The organism is Streptomyces filamentosus (assembly GCF_014654895.1).
Lineage (GTDB): Bacteria > Actinomycetota > Actinomycetes > Streptomycetales > Streptomycetaceae > Streptomyces > Streptomyces filamentosus.
Window position 1 is genome coordinate 535,840 of sequence record NZ_BNBE01000001.1, and the last position, 19,087, is coordinate 554,926.

Annotated in this window: 22 protein-coding genes; 11 read left to right on the forward strand and 11 right to left on the reverse strand. The window is 74.4% G+C overall.

Features of this window, described 5'->3' with window-relative positions:
• The first annotated feature begins 143 nt into the window (after positions 1–143).
• From IE326_RS02395 to IE326_RS02405, 3 genes are all read left to right on the forward strand, one after another.
• Positions 144–977, forward strand: coding sequence for a helix-turn-helix domain-containing protein (locus IE326_RS02395; RefSeq protein ID WP_190040689.1), 834 nt, complete (start codon positions 144–146; stop codon positions 975–977).
• Entirely contained in the window at positions 974–1,213 is a 240-nt protein-coding gene (locus IE326_RS02400) for a DUF397 domain-containing protein (protein WP_190040690.1), read from the forward strand. The genes IE326_RS02395 and IE326_RS02400 overlap by 4 nt, the downstream gene beginning before the upstream one ends.
• A 104-nt stretch (positions 1,214–1,317) precedes the next feature.
• Positions 1,318–1,773 carry a hypothetical protein gene (locus IE326_RS02405; protein ID WP_190040691.1) on the forward strand — a complete coding sequence of 152 codons (456 nt, stop codon included), beginning with the start codon at positions 1,318–1,320 and terminating at the stop codon, positions 1,771–1,773.
• 9 nt (positions 1,774–1,782) lie between these two features.
• Here the strand turns inward: IE326_RS02405 and IE326_RS02410 are convergent, their stop codons facing one another.
• Complete coding sequence (locus IE326_RS02410) at positions 1,783–2,388, reverse strand: TetR/AcrR family transcriptional regulator (protein WP_190040692.1); 606 nt, start codon at positions 2,386–2,388, stop codon at positions 1,783–1,785.
• A 72-nt stretch (positions 2,389–2,460) separates the two neighbouring features.
• Between IE326_RS02410 and IE326_RS02415 the strand changes: the two genes are divergently transcribed.
• Together IE326_RS02415 and IE326_RS02420 are read left to right on the forward strand one after the other, a co-directional pair.
• Positions 2,461–3,618 carry an FAD-dependent monooxygenase gene (locus IE326_RS02415; protein ID WP_190040693.1) on the forward strand — a complete coding sequence of 386 codons (1,158 nt, stop codon included), beginning with the start codon at positions 2,461–2,463 and terminating at the stop codon, positions 3,616–3,618.
• Between the two features lie 101 nt (positions 3,619–3,719).
• A complete protein-coding gene (locus IE326_RS02420; protein ID WP_150235784.1) occupies positions 3,720–4,505 on the forward strand; it encodes an SDR family NAD(P)-dependent oxidoreductase in 786 nt (261 codons plus the stop codon).
• A gap of 119 nt (positions 4,506–4,624) precedes the next feature.
• Here the strand turns inward: IE326_RS02420 and IE326_RS02425 are convergent, their stop codons facing one another.
• The 3 genes from IE326_RS02425 to IE326_RS02435 all read right to left on the reverse strand — a co-directional run bounded on the left by IE326_RS02425 (position 4,625) and on the right by IE326_RS02435 (position 8,404).
• Entirely contained in the window at positions 4,625–5,329 is a 705-nt protein-coding gene (locus IE326_RS02425) for an ABC transporter ATP-binding protein (RefSeq protein ID WP_150235786.1), read from the reverse strand.
• A gap of 4 nt (positions 5,330–5,333) precedes the next feature.
• Entirely contained in the window at positions 5,334–8,129 is a 2,796-nt protein-coding gene (locus IE326_RS02430) for an FtsX-like permease family protein (RefSeq protein WP_190040694.1), read from the reverse strand.
• Between the two features lie 77 nt (positions 8,130–8,206).
• Entirely contained in the window at positions 8,207–8,404 is a 198-nt protein-coding gene (locus tag IE326_RS02435) for a hypothetical protein (protein WP_150235791.1), read from the reverse strand.
• A gap of 178 nt (positions 8,405–8,582) precedes the next feature.
• On the opposite strand from IE326_RS02435, the gene IE326_RS02440 reads away from it, so the two are divergent.
• The 4 genes from IE326_RS02440 to IE326_RS02455 are packed head-to-tail and all read left to right on the forward strand — an operon-like array spanning position 8,583 to position 11,991.
• Positions 8,583–9,119: a MauE/DoxX family redox-associated membrane protein gene (locus IE326_RS02440; RefSeq protein ID WP_190040695.1), complete on the forward strand. Its 537-nt coding sequence runs from the start codon at positions 8,583–8,585 to the stop codon at positions 9,117–9,119.
• A 9-nt stretch (positions 9,120–9,128) separates the two neighbouring features.
• On the forward strand, positions 9,129–9,659 hold the full coding sequence (locus tag IE326_RS02445) for a hypothetical protein (RefSeq protein ID WP_190040696.1): 531 nt from the start codon (positions 9,129–9,131) through the stop codon (positions 9,657–9,659).
• Positions 9,656–11,500, forward strand: a complete 1,845-nt coding sequence (locus tag IE326_RS02450) for an ABC transporter ATP-binding protein (RefSeq protein ID WP_190040697.1) — start codon at positions 9,656–9,658, stop codon at positions 11,498–11,500. Before IE326_RS02445 ends, IE326_RS02450 begins: the two co-directional genes overlap by 4 nt.
• A complete protein-coding gene (locus IE326_RS02455) occupies positions 11,497–11,991 on the forward strand; it encodes a S26 family signal peptidase (protein WP_190040698.1) in 495 nt (164 codons plus the stop codon). The genes IE326_RS02450 and IE326_RS02455 overlap by 4 nt, the downstream gene beginning before the upstream one ends.
• Before the next feature lie 87 nt (positions 11,992–12,078).
• On the opposite strand, the gene IE326_RS02460 is transcribed toward IE326_RS02455, so the two are convergent.
• Positions 12,079–12,792 carry an AfsR/SARP family transcriptional regulator gene (locus IE326_RS02460; RefSeq protein WP_170313988.1) on the reverse strand — a complete coding sequence of 238 codons (714 nt, stop codon included), beginning with the start codon at positions 12,790–12,792 and terminating at the stop codon, positions 12,079–12,081.
• Positions 12,793–13,064: 272 nt separating this feature from the next.
• On the opposite strand from IE326_RS02460, the gene IE326_RS02465 reads away from it, so the two are divergent.
• Complete coding sequence (locus tag IE326_RS02465; protein WP_190040699.1) at positions 13,065–13,697, forward strand: hypothetical protein; 633 nt, start codon at positions 13,065–13,067, stop codon at positions 13,695–13,697.
• 84 nt (positions 13,698–13,781) lie between these two features.
• Here the strand turns inward: IE326_RS02465 and IE326_RS02470 are convergent, their stop codons facing one another.
• The gene (locus IE326_RS02470) at positions 13,782–14,414 is read right to left on the reverse strand and encodes a hypothetical protein (RefSeq protein WP_190040700.1); all 633 of its coding nucleotides are present in this window, start codon (positions 14,412–14,414) and stop codon (positions 13,782–13,784) included.
• 206 nt (positions 14,415–14,620) lie between these two features.
• Here IE326_RS02470 and IE326_RS02475 point away from each other — a divergent pair, with 206 nt between their 5' ends.
• Positions 14,621–15,049: a DUF4267 domain-containing protein gene (locus IE326_RS02475; RefSeq protein WP_190040701.1), complete on the forward strand. Its 429-nt coding sequence runs from the start codon at positions 14,621–14,623 to the stop codon at positions 15,047–15,049.
• 128 nt (positions 15,050–15,177) lie between these two features.
• On the opposite strand, the gene IE326_RS02480 is transcribed toward IE326_RS02475, so the two are convergent.
• The 5 genes from IE326_RS02480 to IE326_RS02500 form a co-directional block, all read right to left on the reverse strand.
• The gene (locus tag IE326_RS02480) at positions 15,178–15,477 is read right to left on the reverse strand and encodes a DUF6342 family protein (RefSeq protein WP_150235807.1); all 300 of its coding nucleotides are present in this window, start codon (positions 15,475–15,477) and stop codon (positions 15,178–15,180) included.
• Positions 15,478–15,682: 205 nt separating this feature from the next.
• Positions 15,683–16,366, reverse strand: a complete 684-nt coding sequence (locus tag IE326_RS02485) for a mycothiol-dependent nitroreductase Rv2466c family protein (protein ID WP_190040702.1) — start codon at positions 16,364–16,366, stop codon at positions 15,683–15,685.
• A gap of 203 nt (positions 16,367–16,569) precedes the next feature.
• Positions 16,570–16,977 (reverse strand): peptide-methionine (R)-S-oxide reductase MsrB, encoded by a 408-nt coding sequence (msrB, locus tag IE326_RS02490; protein WP_093873515.1) that lies wholly within the window; start codon positions 16,975–16,977, stop codon positions 16,570–16,572.
• Positions 16,978–16,992: 15 nt separating this feature from the next.
• Positions 16,993–18,390: a UDP-N-acetylmuramate--L-alanine ligase gene (gene murC / locus IE326_RS02495; RefSeq protein WP_150235811.1), complete on the reverse strand. Its 1,398-nt coding sequence runs from the start codon at positions 18,388–18,390 to the stop codon at positions 16,993–16,995.
• Positions 18,391–18,518: 128 nt separating this feature from the next.
• Positions 18,519–18,989 carry an indole-3-glycerol phosphate synthase gene (locus IE326_RS02500; protein WP_150235813.1) on the reverse strand — a complete coding sequence of 157 codons (471 nt, stop codon included), beginning with the start codon at positions 18,987–18,989 and terminating at the stop codon, positions 18,519–18,521.
• Positions 18,990–19,087: the final 98 nt, after the last annotated feature.

Here is a 19,087-nt window from a genome sequence, read left to right on the forward strand (position 1 = left end):
CAATTTCCCGGGGGATCATGGCGAGTTACCAGCTACGCGACTCGTACGCTGCGCTTGTACGGGTCCACTCGCTGGACTGTACCGGTGACGTTCCGTGAACCTGGGTTCGTTCAACGCGAGCACACGGTGCGGGAGGTGACGGGGTGACGGGCCAGAATCCCAAGGGGACTGAACCGGAGACGTCAGAGAGCCTGAAGGCATTCGGGGAAGTCCTCAAGGCTTTCCGTAAACGGGCGGGGCTGACGCAGGAACAGTTCGCGCCCCTGGTGGGCTACTCGCTCCCGATGATCGCCTCCATCGAACAGGGCAGGCGCGTGCCGTCGAAGAAGTTCCTGGAGAAGGCGGAGGAGGTGCTGGACGCGTTCGGGGTGATCCGGGCGGCGGCGAAGCACCTGACACGCAAGGCAGGGCTGGCGAAGTGGTTCGAGGAGTGGGCGGAGCTGGAGCCGCTGGCGGTGACGCTGTACACCTTCGAGAACCGACTGGTGCCGGGTCTGCTTCAGACCCCCGCGTACGCCCGGACACTCTTCGAGAGGCAGATCCCGGCAATGGGTGACGACAAGATCGAGTCGAACCTGGCCACGCGCGTGGAACGAGCGAGCCTCCTCACGGATCACCCCGAGACGATCTACAGCTTCATCATCGAGGAGCACGCACTGCGCCGCCAGTTGGGCAGCGCCGAGGTCATGCGCGAGCAGATCGACCACATCCTCGCGCTTGGCGAGCGGCGCAACATCGACATCCAGGTCATGTCACAGGCACGGGGTCACCACTCGGGCCTTGACGGCCCCCTTCGCCTCCTGGAAACACACGAGAACACCTGGTACGCCTACTGCGAGGGCCAGGAGACCGGCCAGCTCTTCTCCGACCCCAAAGTGGTCAGCATCCTCCAGCAGCGGTATGCCAGGATGCGGGCACAGGCCCTGTCTGTCGAGGCATCCGTGGGCCTGTTGCGGGAGATCCGAGGAGCACTATGAGCACCACTGAACTGGCCTGGTTCAAGAGCAGCTACAGCGGCGGCAGCGGCGACAACTGCGTGGAGGTCGCCCTCTCCTGGCACAAGTCCAGCTACAGCGGCGGCAGCGGCGACGACTGCGTCGAGGTCGCCACCTGCCCCTCCACCGTCCACGTCCGTGACTCCAAGGTCCCGGACGGCCCGCAGTTCACGGTGGCGCCGGGCGCCTGGGCGGAGTTCGTCGCCCAGCTCGGCTGAGACGCGGCGGGTGACGGCGGCCGCGGGCGGGCCCGGAGAGGACCGGTCCGCGGCTCGGGCCGTTCCCGCGAGTTCATCACCACCTGCGGCGAAGGGGTGCGGACATGTCCGTCACGGGTCGACCGGAGACCGTCCCGCCGGACGAACCGGCCCGCACGCAACGGGCCCTCGCGGCCGCGCTGTGGCACTACTCGACCACTCCGGTCGCCAAGCCGTACCACGTACGCGGATGCGTCCCGGATCCGGCGGAACCGCGGGTGACCGTCGCCCTGTGGACCGGTCCCGCGGCGAGGGAGAAGGTGAACCTCTTCCTCTCGTTCCCGCTGGTCGCCGACGGCGCGCCGGTCTCCGCGACCCGGATCGTGGTGGCGCTGCTGAGGCTGGGCCGGGGCACCCACGTCTTCGGGTTCACCGGCCGCCGGTTCGACGGCAAGCGCCTCCTCGACGGCGGCGTGCTCCTCGAAGGCGTCCGGCCGTACGCGCCGCCCGGAGGTGACGGCGAGGAGGAGGGTCCGAGGGGGTTCTACTTCGAGCGGCCGGGACAGTTGAGACGGTACTGAACCGGGCCGTCACCCTCGCGCCGCTCCCGACGCGGGCCCGGCGTCCGGTGGCGGAACCCGGCGCGCGGCGGCGGCGACCAGGAGTTCGAGGGCTTCTCGGGGCACGTCGCCGCCGTTCACCAGCCGGTCGAAGACGAGGCCGTCGAAGCAGGTCAGCAGGGTGTGGGCGCGGGCTTCGACGTCCGGCACGCCGTGCGCGGCGAGGAAGCGGCGGAGGGCCTCGCGGCCGGGGTTCTCGCGGGGCAGCAGAATCGCGCGGAGTTCGGGGTCGCGCACGCTCTCGACGGCGCAGGCGTGCCGGGCGAGGGAGCGGCGGCGGCCCTCGCCGGTCAGCCGGCGGCGGGCGAGCAGGGCGAGGCCGTCGACGACCTCCCCGGTGGTGCGCAGGGCGGGCAACTCCTCGACGGTGTCCCGCAGTTCCGCCTGGTCGAGCTGGACGAGGCGGGTGACGAGCGCGGTGAGCAGGGCCGCCCGGGTGCGGAAGTAGGCGGAGGTCGTACCGGTCGGCAGGGCCGCCCGGCGGTCGACCGCGCGGTGGGTCAGCCCGCGGATGCCCTCGTCGGCGAGGACGTCGAGGGCCGCGTCGGCGAGGAAGGTGCGTCGGTCCGGAGCCATACCCCCTTTCTACACCTGTAGAGACTCGTCTAGGGTCCTCCTTCTACAGGTGTAGAAGACGAGGGGTGCGGCATGGACGGGACGGCAGTGGTGATCGGCGGCGGCATCGGCGGGCTGGCCGCCGCGCTCGGGCTGCGGCGGGTGGGGTGGGAGGTGACCGTCCTGGAGCGCGCGCCGCTCCTGGAGGACGCGGGGGCGGGCATCTCGCTGGCGGCCAACGGACTGCGGGCGCTGGACGAGCTGGGCGCGGGGGCCGCGGTGCGGGCGGCGGCGCGGGGCCAGTACAGCGGGGGCACGCGCACGCCCCGGGGCCGCCTGCTGACCCGGATGGACGGAGCGGCCCTGGAGCGGGCCGTGGGCACCCCGATCATGGGGCTCCCCCGGGCCGACCTGCACCGCGCGCTGCGCGGACTGCTCCCGGCCGGGGTGCTGCGGACCGGTGCCGAGGCGGGGCCGGTGGAGGAGGCGGGGCCGGGGAGGGTACGGGTCGGGTGCGGGGGCACGGTGCTGGAGGCCGACCTCGTGGTGGCGGCCGACGGGATCGGGAGCCGGACGCGCGGGCGGCTGTTCCCCGCGCATCCGGGGCCGGCCTACAGCGGTTCGACGGTGCTGCGGGCCGTTACCGGGAGGCCGGTGGAGCTGCGTACCGACTTCGAGCTGACCTGGGGGCGGGGCGCGGAGTTCGGGCACATCGCCTTCCTCGATGGGCGGGCGGAGTGGCACGCGGTGCTCGCGCTGCCCGCCGGGACGCGGTTCGCGGACCCGGTGGGCGAGCTGCGCCGCAGGTTCCGCGGCTGGCACGGCACGGTGTCCGAACTGCTCGACGCGACCCCGCCGGACGCGGTCCTCCACCACGACGTCCACGAGCTGCGCACGCCCCTCCCCTCGTACACGGCGGGACGGACGGTGCTCCTCGGGGACGCGGCGCACGCCATGACCCCCAACCTCGGGCAGGGCGCCTGCCAGGCGCTGGAGGACGCCGTCGTCCTGGCCGCCGCGCTGGCCGCCGGGCCCACCGTGGAGGCGGCGCTCGCCCGCTACGACGCCGAGCGCCGGCCGCGCGCCGGAGCCGTCGCGGCCGCCGCCCGGCAGGCGGGACGGATGGGGCACCGGCTCTCCCGTCCCGCGGCGGTCGCCCTGCGGAACGCGGCCCTGCGCCTCACGCCCTCCCGGGCGGCGACCCGCATGCTCCTGCGGCACCACGCCTGGACCCCGCCCCACCTGCCCTGACCCCCTCCGCACCGGTTCCGGGCCCCTGTGCCAGGATGCGGAGCACCGGCCCGCCCCCGCACGGACGGCCCGGCGCCGCACGACGCGCGAGGAGCCCCGCCATGACGACCAGCCCCGCCGGATACCTCTCCGGCCTCTTCTCCCTCGAAGGCCGCACCGCCCTCGTCACGGGCGGGAGCTCCGGCATCGGCAGGGCGATCGCGGGGGCGCTGGCGCGGGCCGGGGCGAGCGTGGTGGTCCTGGCGCGCCGGGAGGCGGAACTCGAGGAGACCGTCGCGGAGCTGACGGCGGACGGCTGCCGGGCCGCGTGGGTGAGCGCGGACCTGAGCACCCGGGAGGGCGTCAAGGCGGGCGCGGAAGCGGCGACGGAGCCCTTCGGCGAGCCGGACGTCCTCGTCAACTCCGCCGGGATCAACCTCCGTCCGCCCTTCGGCGAACTGGCCGAGGACGTCTGGGACACCACCATGACGGTCAACCTGGAGGCGCCCTTCCTCCTCGGACAGCGCTTCGGCCCCGGCATGGCGGAACGCGGCTTCGGCCGGATCATCCACGTCACCTCCCAGCAGGCCCACCGCGCCTTCGTGCAGAGCGGGGCGTACGGCGTGTCCAAGGGCGCCCTGGAGTCCCTCGCCCGCTCCCAGGCCGAGGCGTGGTCCCCGTACGGCGTCACCGCCAACACCCTGGTCCCCGGCTTCGTCATGACCCCCCTCAACCAGAGGCTCTCCTCCGACCCGGAGAAGGTCGCCGCGCTCGCCGCCCGCACGATGACCGGCCGCAACGGCCTCGCCGAGGACTTCGCCGGCGCCGCCGTCTTCCTCGCGAGCACCGCCTCCGCCTACGTCACGGGCCACTCCCTCTTCGTGGACGGCGGCTTCTCCGTCCACTGAGCCCTGGTCCGGGGCCTCGGCGGGACGGAGCCGGATCGTCGCCCCCGAGGGCACGCCGCGGGGTCGGCGGCCGTGGTGTGGACGTGGTGCGGCTCCGCACCGTTGCGGCTCGGCGGCCGTCAACCGCACGAGGCGGAGTCCTCGACGACGCGGCCGTCGCTCATGCGGAGGCGGCGGTCGCAGCCGTCGGCGACCGCCGCCTCGTGGGTGGCGACGAGGACGGTGGTGCCGTGCTCGCGGCCGAGGCGGACGATCAGGTCCATCACCTCGGCGCCGGTGGCGGAGTCGAGGGCGCCGGTGGGTTCGTCCGCGAGGAGCAGGCGCGGGGTGTCGACGAGCGCGCGGGCGAGGGCGACGCGCTGCTGCTGGCCGCCGGAGAGCTCGCCGGGGTGGGCGTGTTCGCGGCCGTCCAGGCCGACGGCGCGCAGCAGTTCCCGGGCGCGTTCCCGCTTGTCGTAGGCGGTGCGGCGGGGCAGTACCGGTGCCAGGACGTTGTCGAGGACCGTGAGGGCGGGCAGCAGGTGGAAGCGCTGGAAGACGAAGCCGACGCTCCTGCGGTACTCGGTGAGGCGCTTGCGCCGCAACGCGGTGATGTCGTCGCCGTCGACGAGGACGGTGCCGGCGTCGGCACGTTCGATCGCGCCCAGGAGGTGCAGGAGGGTCGACTTGCCTGACCCGGAGCGGCCGGTGACGGCGACGCTCTGGCCGGCCGGGACGCTCAGGGTGATGGCGTCCGCGGCGGTGATCCGGGCCTCGCCGCGTCCGAAGACGCGGGTCAGTCCGGTGATCTCCAGGGCCGCTCCGGTGGCGGTGGCGTCGTGCATGGGTTCAGTCCTCTGCGAGAAGGGGGGCGGTGGGCAGCCGGAGGAGCGCGGCGACGGGGCCGGCCGCCGCCGCGGCGGTCAGGAGCACCCCGCCCAGTGCGGCAGCCGCCGCGGTGGCGGCCAGGGCCGGGGTGAAGGCGCCGGTGAGCCGGGCCACCGCCGCCGCCCCGGCGGCGGAGCCCGCCACGGAGCCCAGGAGGCCGAGCAGGGCCGCCTCGTGGAGGACGAGGCGGACGAGGTGGGCCTCCGACCAGCCCGTCGCCCGCAGGAGGGCGAATTCCGGGGCGCGTTCGCGGATGCCGAGGAAGACGACGTCGGCGACGGCGAGGGCGCCGAGCAGGACGGTGCCGGTCGCGGCGGCGATGTCGACGCCGCGTACCTCCAGGGCGACGGCGTCCCCGAGGGCCGTGCCGACGACCCGGTCGCCGAAGGCGGTGAGGATCGCGGTGACGGCGGTGACGGCGCACACGCCGACGGCGAGGGAGAGCGCGCCGAGGGCGGTGCGGGCGGGGACGCGGGCCAGGTTGGCGGCGGCGAGTCCCGCGAGGGTGCGGCGGTCGCGGGGCCTGCGGGCCGCCCGCACGGCGGGGCGGAGGGCTTGCGCGGGGTGCCGGGTGGTGGCGCGCAGGGCCGGGGGCAGGGCGGCGAGGAGGCAGACGGCGAGGGCGAGGGGCAGGGCGAGGGCGGCGCGCCCGGTCGTCACGCCGATGCCGAGCGGCGGGCCGAGGAGGCGGGCGAGGGCGGCGCCGAGGACACCGGCGACGGTGCCGACGAGGGCGGTCTCGGTGAGGATCAGGGAGGCGATGCGGGGGCGAGACCAGCCGAGGCAGCCGAGGACGGCGAGTTCCTTGCGGCGGTCGCGGACCCCGGCTCCGACCGCGTTGAGGAGGAACAGGGCGCAGACGACGAGGACGAGACCGGAGAGGAGGACGCTCTTGCGGTCGGCGGCCTCGACGACGGCGACGGCGACGCCCTTGACGGACCAGCCCTCGGTGAGGGAGAGCGGCGGCCGTCCGAACGCCCCCGGCCCGAGGGCGACGGTGCGGGGGGAGGGCGAGGAGCCCATGGTGAGGTCGACGTCGAGCCCGGTGGTGCGGGTGATCTCCTCGGCGACGGCGCGGACGCGTTCGCGGGAGGCGGCGTCGGTGCCGGTGACCCCGGCGACGCGGACCCGGACGGCCGAGATCGGGGCGCGGGCCTGCTCGGAGGCGGGGTCGAGGACGCGGCCGAGGGCGGCGAGCGTGGTGAGCAGCTGGGGCGGGGTGGCGAGGTAGCCGCCGGGGTTGCTGTCGGGGAGGAGGGGGCGGTCGCCGAGGAGGCGGCGGGAGGCGGCGTCGGCGCCGGCGGCCTCGACGGGCTGGTAGGTCTCCAGGGGGACCCGGGAGAGGGAGGAGAACTCGGTGAGGCGGGCGGGGTCGAAGCGGCCCACCGCGATGGCGTCCTCGCTCCAGGTGCCGGCGAGGACTTCGGGCGAGCGGTACGGGGGGACGCGGCGCAGGGGGCGGTAGGCCGTGTCCTGGGTGAAGCGGGGGATGGAGAGGCCGGAGAAGTGCTCGTTGTGCCACAGGGCCTCCTGGTCGACGGGGACCCGGGCGGGGCTGAGGGGGGAGTCGCCTTCGTAGCGGGGAGGACCGGACTGGATGATCCGGGTGAGGTGGGCGGTGGTGCCCTCGCCCGCGCCGTAGGCCTGGTCGGCGGTGAAGGTCCGGGTGGCCAGGACGGTGCCGGAGAGGGCCTTGAGCCGCCGGGTGGTCTCCGCGGTGGACAGTCCGCCGATGCCCGGGTCGCCGGGGTGCGAGCGCTCGACGCCGACGGTGACCCGCTCGTCGATCTGCGGGGTGGTCGAGGCCAGCAGCGGCAGGTAGCGGTGGTGGCTGCCCAGTTCGTCGACGCCGTCCTCGACGGTCTCGTCCTGCCGCAGGTAGCGGCCGCTCGTGACGGCCTTGTCCAGGCCGACCAGGCGGGCCTCCTGCCCGGGGTCGACGGCGGCGAGCAGGAGGGCCATCGGCCAGGAGACGTTCACGGTCAGGCGGCGCTCCACGAGGGGGGCACGGCTGCGGTCGTGTTCGCCGACGACGAAGCGGCCGTCGTCGGTGAGCTGTGCGGCGATCAGCCAGCCGCGGCCGTCCGAGAGCGCGGAGTGGGTCGGCTGGCAGAGGGGGACGCGGCGGCCGCCGGGCAGGACCTCCAGGACGGGCGCCTGGTCGTTGCCGCACCGGGCCTGGACGCGGGCGGGGTCGGTGCCGTCCGCGTAGGAGAGCGAGCCGCCGCTGCCGACCATGGGCACGCGCGGCCACAGCAGGCGGTTCTTGGTCACGTAGACCCAGGAGGGGGCTTCGTCGGTGAGCTGGCTCAGGCCGCGGTCTCCGGACCAGACCTGACGGGTGGTCAGTATCTGCTGGGTCCGGTTCCGGTCGACCTGGTCGGTGACGTCGACCCGCACGGGGCTGTCGCTGACGACGTATCCGACCATGGCGACGGGGGCGGCGACGTCCACGCCCGCGAGGCGGGCTATCTCCGTCTGCTGGGCGGAGGTGATGCCGCCGAACTGTCCGGAGAGGAAGTTCGGCCGCACCAGGCCCTCCCGGTCCTCCAGGGCGCTGCGGGTCCCGTGCGGGCGCACCAGGATGTCGTACGCGCCCCGGTAGTTGTCGTCCACCGTGCCGGTGGCGTGCAGCTGGGAGGTCCGGGCGCCGGCGGTCAGCAGGGTGAAGCCCGAGGTCGCGGCGAGGATGCCGAGGAGCAGGGCGAGGCTGCGCAGGGCGCGGTGGCGGATCTGGTGGGCGGCGAGGCGCAGCACGGCATCCCTTTCGCGGAAGGCCGGTGCGCGGCGGGGCGGGCGTGCCCCCGCCGCGCACCGGCTGGGTGGGGAGGAGGTCAGGAACAGCAGCCCGCGTCCTGCCAGCCCGAGCAGAACGAGCTGTCCCAGCACATGTACTGCTGCCGCTTGGCCCTGCTGGAGCAGCTGCTGGAGGCGACACAGCGGGTGTCCTTGACCCACCAGGTGGCCTCGGCCCGCGCGGCGGGCGCCATCCGGTCGGCCATCTTGTCCGCGAGTCGCTTCAGGGTGCTCATCAGGTGGTCCCTTTCGCCGGTCGACCGCCGGGTGCGGTCGAGCGGTGGAGAAGGTAGCGGCCGGGCGTACAGGTCCCGTCCCGCCCGCCGGTACGTGACGTGTATGCCGTCCTCCTAGGCTGCCGCGGCGCCGCCGGCACTCGCGCCGGACGTGCGGGAGCGGAGGGGGGTGTGCGGCGTGGTGCACGTGGTGGTGGCCTGCCGGGCTCTGCTGGTGCTGGTCTTCCTGGTCTCGGCGGCGGGCAAGCTGCGCGGGCGCGGGGCGTTCGACGGTTTCGTCGCGGAGGTACGGGCCTGGCGGCTCGTCCCGGCGGGGACGGCGCGCGGGGTCGCGGTGGGCGTCGCCGGCGTGGAGGCCGCCCTGCCGGTGCTGCTGGTGGTGCCGGTGACGGCCCGCCCGGGGCTGGCGGTCGCGGGGCTGCTCCTGGTGGCGCTGACGGCGGGCGTCGTGGTGACGCGGCGGCGGGGCACGGTGGCGCGCTGCGCGTGCTTCGGCCGCACGGCCACGGTGCTGGGACGGCGGCACGTGGTGCGCAACGTCCTCCTCATGGGCGCCGTCGCCGTCGCGTCGCTGCCCGCGGCGGGGCCGGTGGGGGCGGCGGCGCTGACGGTGGCGATCGGCGCGGGCGCGCTGGGCGCGCTGCTGGTGACGACGCTGGACGACATCGCCGGCCTGTTCTCTCCCCTTCCTGACGTTCCTTCCCGATCTCTCTAGGAGTTGACCGTGGCCGTTCTCGGTTCGGCCGTCGCCCTGTTGGGCGCCCTGACCGTCCTCAATCTGGTGCTCACCTACGGCCTCGTCCGCAGGGTGGGGGCGCTGGGTCCGGCCCGCCCGCCGGGGCCGATCGACGCGGGCAGCGTCGGTGCCACGGCCGGGGAGTTCGAGGTCCGCGCCACGGACGGGACGGGACTCTCGCGCGGAGACCTGCCGGACGGGGCGCTGGTGGGCTTCTTCTCGCCCGGCTGCGAGCCGTGCACCGAGCTGCTTCCCCGTTTCGCCTCCGCCGTGCGCGAGCTGCGGCTGCCGCCCGCCCGTGTCCTGGCCGTCGTCGCGCCGGGCACCGAGGACCCGGGGCCGTACACGCGGGCGCTGGAGGGAATCGCCCGCGTGGTGGCCGGTGAGGAGGCGGTCGTGGTGGCGGAGGCGTTCGGCATCACCGGTTATCCGGTGGTGTGCCGGCTCGGCTCCGACGGCGCCGTCACCGTGGTGGACCGGGACCTGCGGGACCTGCTGGGTGCCGGGGCGGCGGGGTGAGCCGGCCGACGGCCGCCCTGCCCGTGGTGCTGGGGCTGGCGTGGCGGGCGGCGCCGGGCCCGCTGGTGGGGGTGCTGGTGGCCGCGCTGGTCGTGGCCCAGCTGCCGGTGGCGGCGGCCTGGGCGACGGCCGCCGTCCTGGACGTGGTGGCCGCCGGGGGCGAGCCGGCGCGGGTGGTGGCGCCGGCGGCGCTGCTGGCGGGGGCGGGGACGGCGACGGCGCTCCTGCCCCACCTGGACGAGCTGCTGCGCGGGGAGCTGTCCCGCGCGGTCGCGCTCCACGCCCAGGACCGGCTGTACGCGGTCGTCAACTCCTTCGCCGGTCTGGGCCGGTTCGAGGATCCGGCGCAGCTCGACCGACTGCGGCTGGCACAGGGCTGCGGGCAGGAGGCGCCGCCGCAGATCGTGACCGGCGGCATCGGCCTGCTGCGGGCGGCCGTCACCGTGACGGGGTTCCTGGCGTCGCTGGCCCTGGTGAGCTGGTGGCTGGTGGCGGTCGTCGTCCTGTCGGCCGTGCCGGCACTGGTGGTGGAGCTGCGGATGGCGCGGGTGTGGGCGCGGACGGTGCTGCGGGTGACGCCGCTGGAGCGGCGGGAGCTCTTCTACGGGCAGCTCCTCGCCGACGTCCAGGCGGCCAAGGAGATCCGGCTGTTCGGCACGGGCGACCACCTGCGGGCCCGGATGCGTGCGGACCGGCGGGCCATCGACGCCGCGCACCGGGCGGACGAGCGGCGCAACGCGGTCGCCCAGGCGGTGCCGGCGGCGGTCTCGGCGGCGGTCTCGGCGGCCGGGCTGCTGTGGACGGTGCGGGAGGCGGCGCACGGCCGGCTGTCGGTGGGGGACGTGACCCTCGCCGTGGCGGCGACCGCCGCGGTGCAGGGCGGTCTGGGAACCGCCGCGGCGCAGCTCGCCGTGGTCAGGCGCAGCCTCGTGCTGTTCGGGCACTTCACGGAGGTCGTCGGGCAGCCCCCGGACCTGCCGGCGCCCGCGCCCCAGGACCGGCCGGCGCCGCTGCGCCACGGCATCGAGCTGCGCGGCGTCTCCTTCCGGTACTCCGACCGGCACGACTGGGTGCTGCGGGACGTGGACCTGACGCTGCCGGCCGGGACGTCGCTCGCCGTGGTCGGGGACAACGGCGCGGGGAAGTCCACTCTGGTCAAGCTCCTGTGCCGCTTCTACGACCCCACCCACGGCACGGTGCTGTGGGACGGCCGGGACATCCGCACCTTCGCCCCCGAGGAGCTGCGCCGCAGGATCAGCGCGGTCTTCCAGGACTTCATGCGCTACGACCTGACCGCCGGGGAGAACATCGGTCTCGGGGCGCCGGACGCGGACGGCGACCCGGCTCGGGTGCGGGCCGCCGCCGTCCGGGCGGGCGCGGACGCGCTGGTCGAGGGGCTGCCGCTCGGTTACGACACGATGCTGGGCCGTTCGTTCTCGGGTCCGGGCGACGACCCCGACGACGGGGTGGAGCTGTCCGGGGGCCAGTGGCAGCGGGTCGCGCTCGCGCGGTCCCTGGTGGACACCGGGGCGGACCTGCTGATCCTGGACGAGCCGACCTCAGGTCTCGATCCGGAGGCGGAGCAGGAGGTCCAGGAGGTACTGGCCCGGCACCGACAGGGCCGTACCAGCCTGCTCATCTCCCACCGGCTCTCCGCGGCCCGGGGCGCGGACCGCATCGTGGTGCTGCGGGGCGGCCGGGTGGTGGAGCAGGGCGACCACGACACGCTGATGGCGGCGGAGGGGCGGTACGCACGTCTCTTCGCGCGCCAGGCCGCCGGATACGCGGACGCCACGGCGGCCGGAGCGTCCGGCGTCGCCGGACCGGGAGCGGGCGCGTGAGGCGGGGGGCGGGCCCGGGCGTCGCATCCGGTCCGGCCGTCGCCCTCGGCCTCGGCGCCGGCCTGCTGTTCGCCCCGGCCGCGATGGCCGTCTTCCTGGGGCGGCGCCGGATCAGGGTCACGGTCGTCGGGGGCAGCATGACGCCGGCCCTGGCGCCGGGGCGGACGGTCGTCGCCCGCCGGGGGACCGCCGGCCGGTTGCGTACGGGGCAGGTCGTGGTCCTCCTCAAGCCGACCGCGCCGGACGCCTGGGAGTGGCCCCTGCCCACGGGCCGGCCGCACCGGCAACCCCTGCTCGTGAAGCGGCTCGCGGCGCTGCCGGGCGACCCGCTGCCGCCGGGGGTGCCGGGCCGGCAGGACGGGGAGACCACCGTCCCGCCGGGGCACGCCGCCGTGCTGGGCGACAACACCGCCGCGAGCGTCGACTCGCGCGTCTTCGGCCTGGTGCCGCTCGACCGGATCGTCGCGTACGTCCCCGGCCACGACGCCTGACGCGGCTTCCGAGGCTCCGGCGCCCGGCAGGGCCGGAAGGGGCCGGGGACCGCTTCGGGACTCACGGCGCCCGAGGAGACAGCGGGGTCAGGGGCGGCTCCGGGAGAGGTCCTGGTGGAGGTGGACCAGTTCCCGGTCGAGCGGTGAGCCGAGGTGTTCGCGGAACACGTCGGCGGCCTCCCGCACGGTCTCGCTGACTCCTCCGCGCTCCCCCAGCAGGTGGTGGGCGCGCATCCGCAGGGCCCAGCTCCGGGTACGCAGGGGATCCGCCGCCAGGAGGGCGGCGAGGCCGCGGAGCGCTGCCCTCGGCTCCCCCAGCCCCAGGCAGGCCTCGGCGAAGTCCTCGGCCGTACGCAGCCGCTCCTCGTCGAGGTGGGCGAGGCGTGCGGCGAGCCGGCCGTTGCGGGGGACGTCCGCGGCGGCCCGGTCCGCGTCCCACAGGCCGAGGGCGCGGTCGAGCAGTCCGGCGGCGCGGTCGAAGGCCCCCTCGCCGAGCGCCGTCCGCCCCTCGTCGGCGGCGAGGGCGAACAGGTGGCTGTCGCAGGCGTCCTCGGGCGTCACCAGTTCGTACCCCCCTGGGTGGGAGACCAGGGTGGCCGCGCCGCCCATCAGCTGCCGCAGGGCACAGACGTGGGTGCGGACGTTCGCCACCGCCGAGGGGGGCGGCCGTTCGTCCCACAGGGCGTCGACCAGGTGGTCGACCGTCACCATGCGATTGGCGTCCAGCAGGAGCGCCACGAGGAGTGTGCGCCTCCTGGCGCCGCCGACCTCTCCGTCGTGGAGCCGCACCCTGCCCAGCATCCGGAATAACACTTCTCCGGCTTCCCGTCCCATCGGCCCCCCTGAGTGACGCACGGAGTGCAATATATTGCTGAAAGTTGCAGAAATATCGATCAAGCTAGGAGGTGCCGCCATCCGGGTCAAGGGCTGCGACACGGAAACCTCCGGCTCCCGACGATCCCGGCGCGCCACCGTCCGCACCGGGGCGGCCGAGGAGCTCACCACCCCGGTGCGCGGGAAGCCCGCCGCAAAACGGGGTGCTCCGCGACGACGGGCCGTGGCACGATCACCGGATGTCCAACGACGTCGCCTATCCCGTCTTCCGCACCCCCGATCCGGCACTCGCCCTGAAGACCGCCCGCCGCCTCGTGGAGTTCGGCCGTCGCGAGTACTCCGAGGTCTCCGCGTACGCGGAGTTCGCCTCGGTCGCCGAGGTGCGGCGGGTCGCGGGGCTCATGCCCGGCGGATGGTTCCGCGGGGCGTCCGAGCTCGAGGAATTCGAAGGGGTGCCGTTCGAGGACCAGCCCCCTTTCGTGGTGGGTGTCCCGGCGGCCGGCCTGCCGGTCGAGGCGTCCGCGTTCGAGGGGCGGCTGCCGGTGGAGTGGGAGGTGTTCGACTGCCCGATCGGCAGCATCGAGGACGCCTTCACCGCGGCGATCGGTCCCAGCACGGGGGAGATCCACTGGGATTCGCTGGAATGGCCGGAGGTGCCCGAGGAGGGGTTCCACGGCGATTCCAAGCACGCCGAAGTGACGCTCCTCTTCAACACCCACACCCGCTACGCGAACGAGCCCGCCGACGACCACACCGTCCTCGTCCACGTCCGCAGCGCCGTCTTCGACGGCCGCCAGAGGAACGAGCCGTACGCCCACTGGCTCGCCGCACAGGTGGGCCTCGCGGTCATCGGGCCCGCGCAGGAGAACTGACGGCGGCCGGCCCGCCCGCGCGCCGGGCGGCGCGGCACGCCGGGATCGGCCGGGCCCGGGGCGGGCGAGGGCCTCGAAGGGACCTCAGGCCCGGCCGAGGCCGGACCGGTCCGGGCGGGCGCAGTCGGCCAGCCGCGCCCGGCACTCACCGAGAGCCTGCGCCAGGTCCCCGTGCCCGCACTCCCCCTCGCACTCGTCCCCGCCCCCTGCCGCGAGGAGTTCCCCGGCCTCCACCAGGGCCTCCCAGAACTCCGCGGGTCGGCCGCAGGAGGACCGTGGGCCGCTGCGCGCGAGCGAGTGGAAGACCCACGCAGGCTCTCCCGTGACGAGCCGCCGCGACAGGGCCTGGGCGTGGCCGCTCGCCACGCCGCCCATGGCCCGCACCGCGGCCCGCAGGCGTTCCGCGATCAGCAGTTCCCGCTCGTCGAGCCGCGCGGCGACGTCGAACACGCCCAGTTCCTCCATGAGTTCGCCGTACAGCTCCTCCTCGCCGGGGCCCAACTCGTCCTGCACCTCCCCCGGATCCCGGCGGAGACGGTCCAGCAGCTCCGGCTCCGGGATCCCGAGGGCCCGGCCGACGCCCAGCGCCGCGTCCCACCACCACCGCGTCCGCGCGGCGAGTTCGCCGCAGACGGCGCCCGGCGCCGCCCCCGCCCGCAGCCGCCCCCCGGCCGCCGCACCCAATGCCTCGATCACATCGGCTCCGCCGCTCGCCACCGCGCCCCCTTCCACACTCCCGGCACCCCGGGGTGATCCTTTCCGCCCCGGAGAGCCCAGTCTGCGCACCTTCCTACGGCCCGACCATTTTCTAGCAGCGCTAGACAATCGAGCACCGAAAGAACTAGCGTTGCACCAGCAGCTAGCGGCGCTAGATCGAGGCCGGACGGCCGCCCCCTCATCCCCTGCCCAGAGAGAGACGACCCATGTCGCTGAAGAAGACCAACACCACCCTGGCCGCCGCCATCATCCTGTTCGTGCTCTACCTCGGACTGTCCTTCGTCCTCACCCCCGAGGCGGTCACGCCGGGCGTCGGCCTGCCGTCCTGGCCCGCCGGCGACGGCGGCGGCTTCCTCGTCATGAAGGGCATCCGCGAACTCTCGATGGGCCTGGTCCTCGGCGTCCTGCTGGTGACGGGCCACCGCCGCGCCCTGGGCTGGGTCCTGCTGGCGGAGGCCGTCGCCCCGTTCGGCGACATGATCAACGTCCTGGCCCACCACGGTTCCCCCGCCGCCGCGTTCGGCATTCACGGCCTGACCGCCGCCCTGATCGCGGCCACCGGCCTGCTGACCCTCCGCGAGACCGGCCGGACCCACCGGGCGCCCACCGCCGCACCCGCCGCGCGGCCCGCCTGACCCCCACGCAGCCCACGCAGAGCCCCACACGATCCCGCGCGCGAGAAGGGCGGCCGCCGGAGAACCCGGCGGCCGCCCTCACCGCGATCCGGGGCACGGCCGCCCGTGGCGGCCGCCCCGGGACCCCCCTAGTAGTGGAGGTCCTTCTGGTCCGTGATCAGACGGCCCGCGATGTGCAGGTTCCCGTCCGAGTCGAGGACCGCGATGATCTTCTTGGTGGAACCGTGGTGGGTCGTGAAGTAGATCTTGTCCGCCTCCTGGGAGGAGGAGTGGTTCGTGTTCACCGACAGCTCGATGCTCACCGGCGAGCTGATGAGCACGTCCTTCTTCGGCGTGCCCGGGTAGACCTGGTTCTCCCGCAGCTTGATGCGGCCGTGCGTGTCTCCCTCGTCCCAGTCGGACGCGACGCCGAGATCGATGTCAGCCATGAGATGCCCCCTCCGGTTCCGGTGCATGGAACGTGCCGGCCCGGGACCGTCACAAGACGTCCCGAACCGCCCTCAGAACCTACGCAGTTCGTTCACACCCCGACACCACGCCTCGTGAATATGACTGGTTTTCGCGCAGCTTCCTCATGAATCGCACCAACCCTCCGGACCTTCCGAAAAGCCCGGAAAGCGGCTGGACACCGTTCTAGGAGAAATCGAGCCCTCCCGTCCGTTCCCGCTTCAGTTCGAAGAACCGCGGCTGACGCGCCAGCACACGCACCGCGTCGAAGAGCTCCGCGGCCTCCTCCCCGCGCGGGACCGCGCTGAGCACCGGGCCGAAAAACGGCGTCCCGTCGAGACGCAGGGTCGGGGTCCCCACGTAGCCCCCCGAGGCCGGATCCGCCCCCTCGTCGTGCCGCCGCCGCACGGCCCCGTCGTACGCGTCGCTCCCCGCCGCCTCCGCGAGCTCCCCCGGAAGCCCCGTCTCCTCCAGCGCCTCCGCCACCACCCGCCCGAAGTCCTCGTCCCCGCGCTCGTGGATCCGCGTCCCGTACGCGGTGTACAGGCCCCGCAGCACCCCGTCCCCGTACTTCTCCGCCGCCGCCACCGCGACCCGCACAGGACCGAGCGAACGGTCCACCAACTCCCGGTACCACCCAGGCAGTTCATTGCCCTCGTTGTGCAGGTACAGGCTCATCACGCGAAACCGGACGTCGATCTCCCGGTACCGCTCCACCTCCAGGACCCAGCGCGAGGTGATCCACGCGAACGGGCAGGCGGGGTCGAACCAGAAGTCGACCCGGGTACGGGCCGAAGCGGCGCGGGAGGGGACGGCGGAACGGCCGTCGGAGGCGGGGGAACCGGGGCTCGGGGCAGATGTGATCGTCATGCCCCCACCCTGCGGGCGGAACGGCCCGGGACCCTGGGCAACTTCGGCCCTTTCCCGCTGGGCCAATCCGCCCGCCGTCCACCACCCGCCGTGTGCTTCGCTCCCCGGGGCGCTCGGCGGCGGGGCACCCCGGGGTCAGGAAGGGGGCCCGCACGGCGCGGTCGCCGTGCGGGCCTGCGCGGCGCCCGGGGGCGCCGGAACCGTCAGCCCTCCTCCGGCTCCAGCCGGAGGGAGATCGAGTTGATGCAGTACCGCTGGTCCGTGGGCGTCGGGTAGCCCTCGCCCTCGAAGACGTGGCCCAGGTGGGAGCCGCAGCGGGCGCAGCGGACCTCGGTGCGGACCATGCCGTGGGAGGTGTCCGCGACCAGCTCGACGGCCTCGCTGTCCTTCGGGTCGTAGAAGGACGGCCAGCCGCAGTGCGACTCGAACTTCTCGTTCGACGTGAAGAGCTCGGCCCCGCAGGCGCGACAGGAGTACACGCCCTTCGTCTTCGTGTCCGTGTACTCGCCGCGGAAGGCGGGCTCGGTGCCGGCCAGCCGGAGCACCTGGTACTCCGACGGGGTCAGCTGCGCCTGCCACTCCTCGTCCGGCTTCTCGACCTCGTACGCCATCGTGCGTCCACTCCTTCAGTTCGCCAGGCGGGCGAGGATCGCCGGACCGAGGTCCGTGACGTCGCCCGCGCCCATGGTCAGAACGAAGTCGCCGGGGCGGACCATTCCCGCGATCACGTCGGGGACGGTGCCCTTGTCGTGGACGGGGGTGACGTCGGCGCCGGCGGCGCGGGCCGCGTCGAGGATCAGCTCGCTGGTGACGCCGGGGATCGGGTCCTCGCGGGCCGGGTAGATGTCGAGGACGACGGAGGCGTCCGCGAGGGCCAGCGCGTCGCCCATCTCCTTGCCCAGTTCCTGGGTGCGGGAGAAGAGGTGGGGCTGGAAGACGACGAGGAGGCGGGAGTCGCCGGCGGCGCCGCGCATGGCCTCCAGGTCGGCCGTCATCTCGGTGGGGTGGTGCGCGTACGAGTCGATGACCTGGACGCCCGCGGCCTCGCCCTTGAGCTGGAGGCGGCGGCCGACGCCGGTGTAGGCGGTGAGCGCCTGGGCGAGGGCGGCCGGGTCGAGGCCCGCGCGGGCGCCGGCGGCGAGGGCCGCGGCGGCGTTGTGGGCGTAGTGGCGGCCGGGGACGGAGACGGTGAAGGTGTGCTCGGCGCCGTCGAGGGCGACGGTGACCTCGCTCTTCATGCCGCTGGGGACGATCTTGAGGATGCGGGCGTCGGAGCCCTCGCCCTCGCCGACGGTGACGACGGCGAGGTCCTCGCGGCCCGCGGCGGCGACCCGGGCGGCCAGCTCGCGGGCGCCGGAGTGCTCGCCGACGACGAGGGTGCCGCCGGGGCGGAGCTTCGCGGCGAACTTCTCGAAGGACTCGTAGATCTCGTCCATGGAGGCGTAGTTCGCGTGGTGGTCGAGCTCGACGTTGAGGACGATCGCGACCTGCGGGTCGTACTTCTGGAAGCTGCGGTCGCTCTCGTCGGCCTCGGCGACGAAGACCTCGCCGTCGCCGTGCCGGGCGTTGGTGCCGGGGCCCGCGAGGTCGCCGCCGATGGCGTACGAGGGGTCGAGGCCCAGCGCGGTGAGGGCGACGGCCAGCATGGAGGTGGTCGTCGTCTTGCCGTGGGTGCCGGCGACGGCGATCGCGGTGAGGCCGTCCATGAGGGAGGCGAGCGCGTCGGAGCGGTGGACGACCGGGATGCCCAGCTCGGCGGCGCGGGCCAGCTCCGGGTTGTCGGCGCGGATGGCGCTGGAGACGACGACGGCGGAGGCGTCGTCGGCGAGGTGCTCGGCGGCGTGGCCGAGGTGGACGGTGACGCCGTGGGCGCGCAGCGCCTCGGCGGTCGGGGAGTCCTTGGCGTCGCTGCCCGCGACCTTGGCGCCGCGCTGGGCGAGGATCTTCGCGATGCCCGACATTCCGGCACCGCCGATGCCGATGAAGTGCGGCCGTTCCATGGCGGCAGGGATGGCGGGTGCCATGCGGTTCTCTCCCCTGGTGAGCGTGACGAGGTGTGGGCTCCAGCCTAGTGGCTGGAGCCGGAGGGCCCGGGGAGGCGGTGTCCTCCCGGGCCCTCCGGGCGTCCTTCCGGCCGTCCGGCCGGCGGGCGTCACTCGGTGTGGGCGAAGAGCTTCAGGACGGGGACGCCGACCTTGTGGCGGGCGCGGGAGGCCCAGTCGCGGTGGAAGAACTCCTCCACGTAGTGGGGGGCCGTGAGGACGATCACCTCGTCGGCCTCGGACTCGTCGACCACGGCCTTCATCTTGTCGAGGGGGTGGTCCTCGACCACCTGTCCGACCGCTTCGCAGCCCGCGTCTCTCAGGGCCCGGAGGGAGAGCTCCAGGGCCAGTTCGGCCGGCTCGCGGGCCTCCTTGCCCTCCGGTTCGTCCCCCTCCCGGGCCGCCTCCTTGAGCTCGCCCATGGCGACGTCGTCGATGGCGCGCAGCAGCACATCGGCCTGATCACCGCGCGGCTGCATCAGCACGATGAAGGACACGCCCTCGTCGCCGTGCAGGGTGGTGACGAATTCCACGTCCTCGGACGTCAGGGGCTTCTCGATCATCAGAACGCTTGTGAACACCTCAGGAGCCCTTCTGCGGAAACCATCCTTCCCCGTGGCCACACGGGGACTGCGACTGTGATTGTGCCCAGCCGACGCTAAGCGGAACGACAAATTCC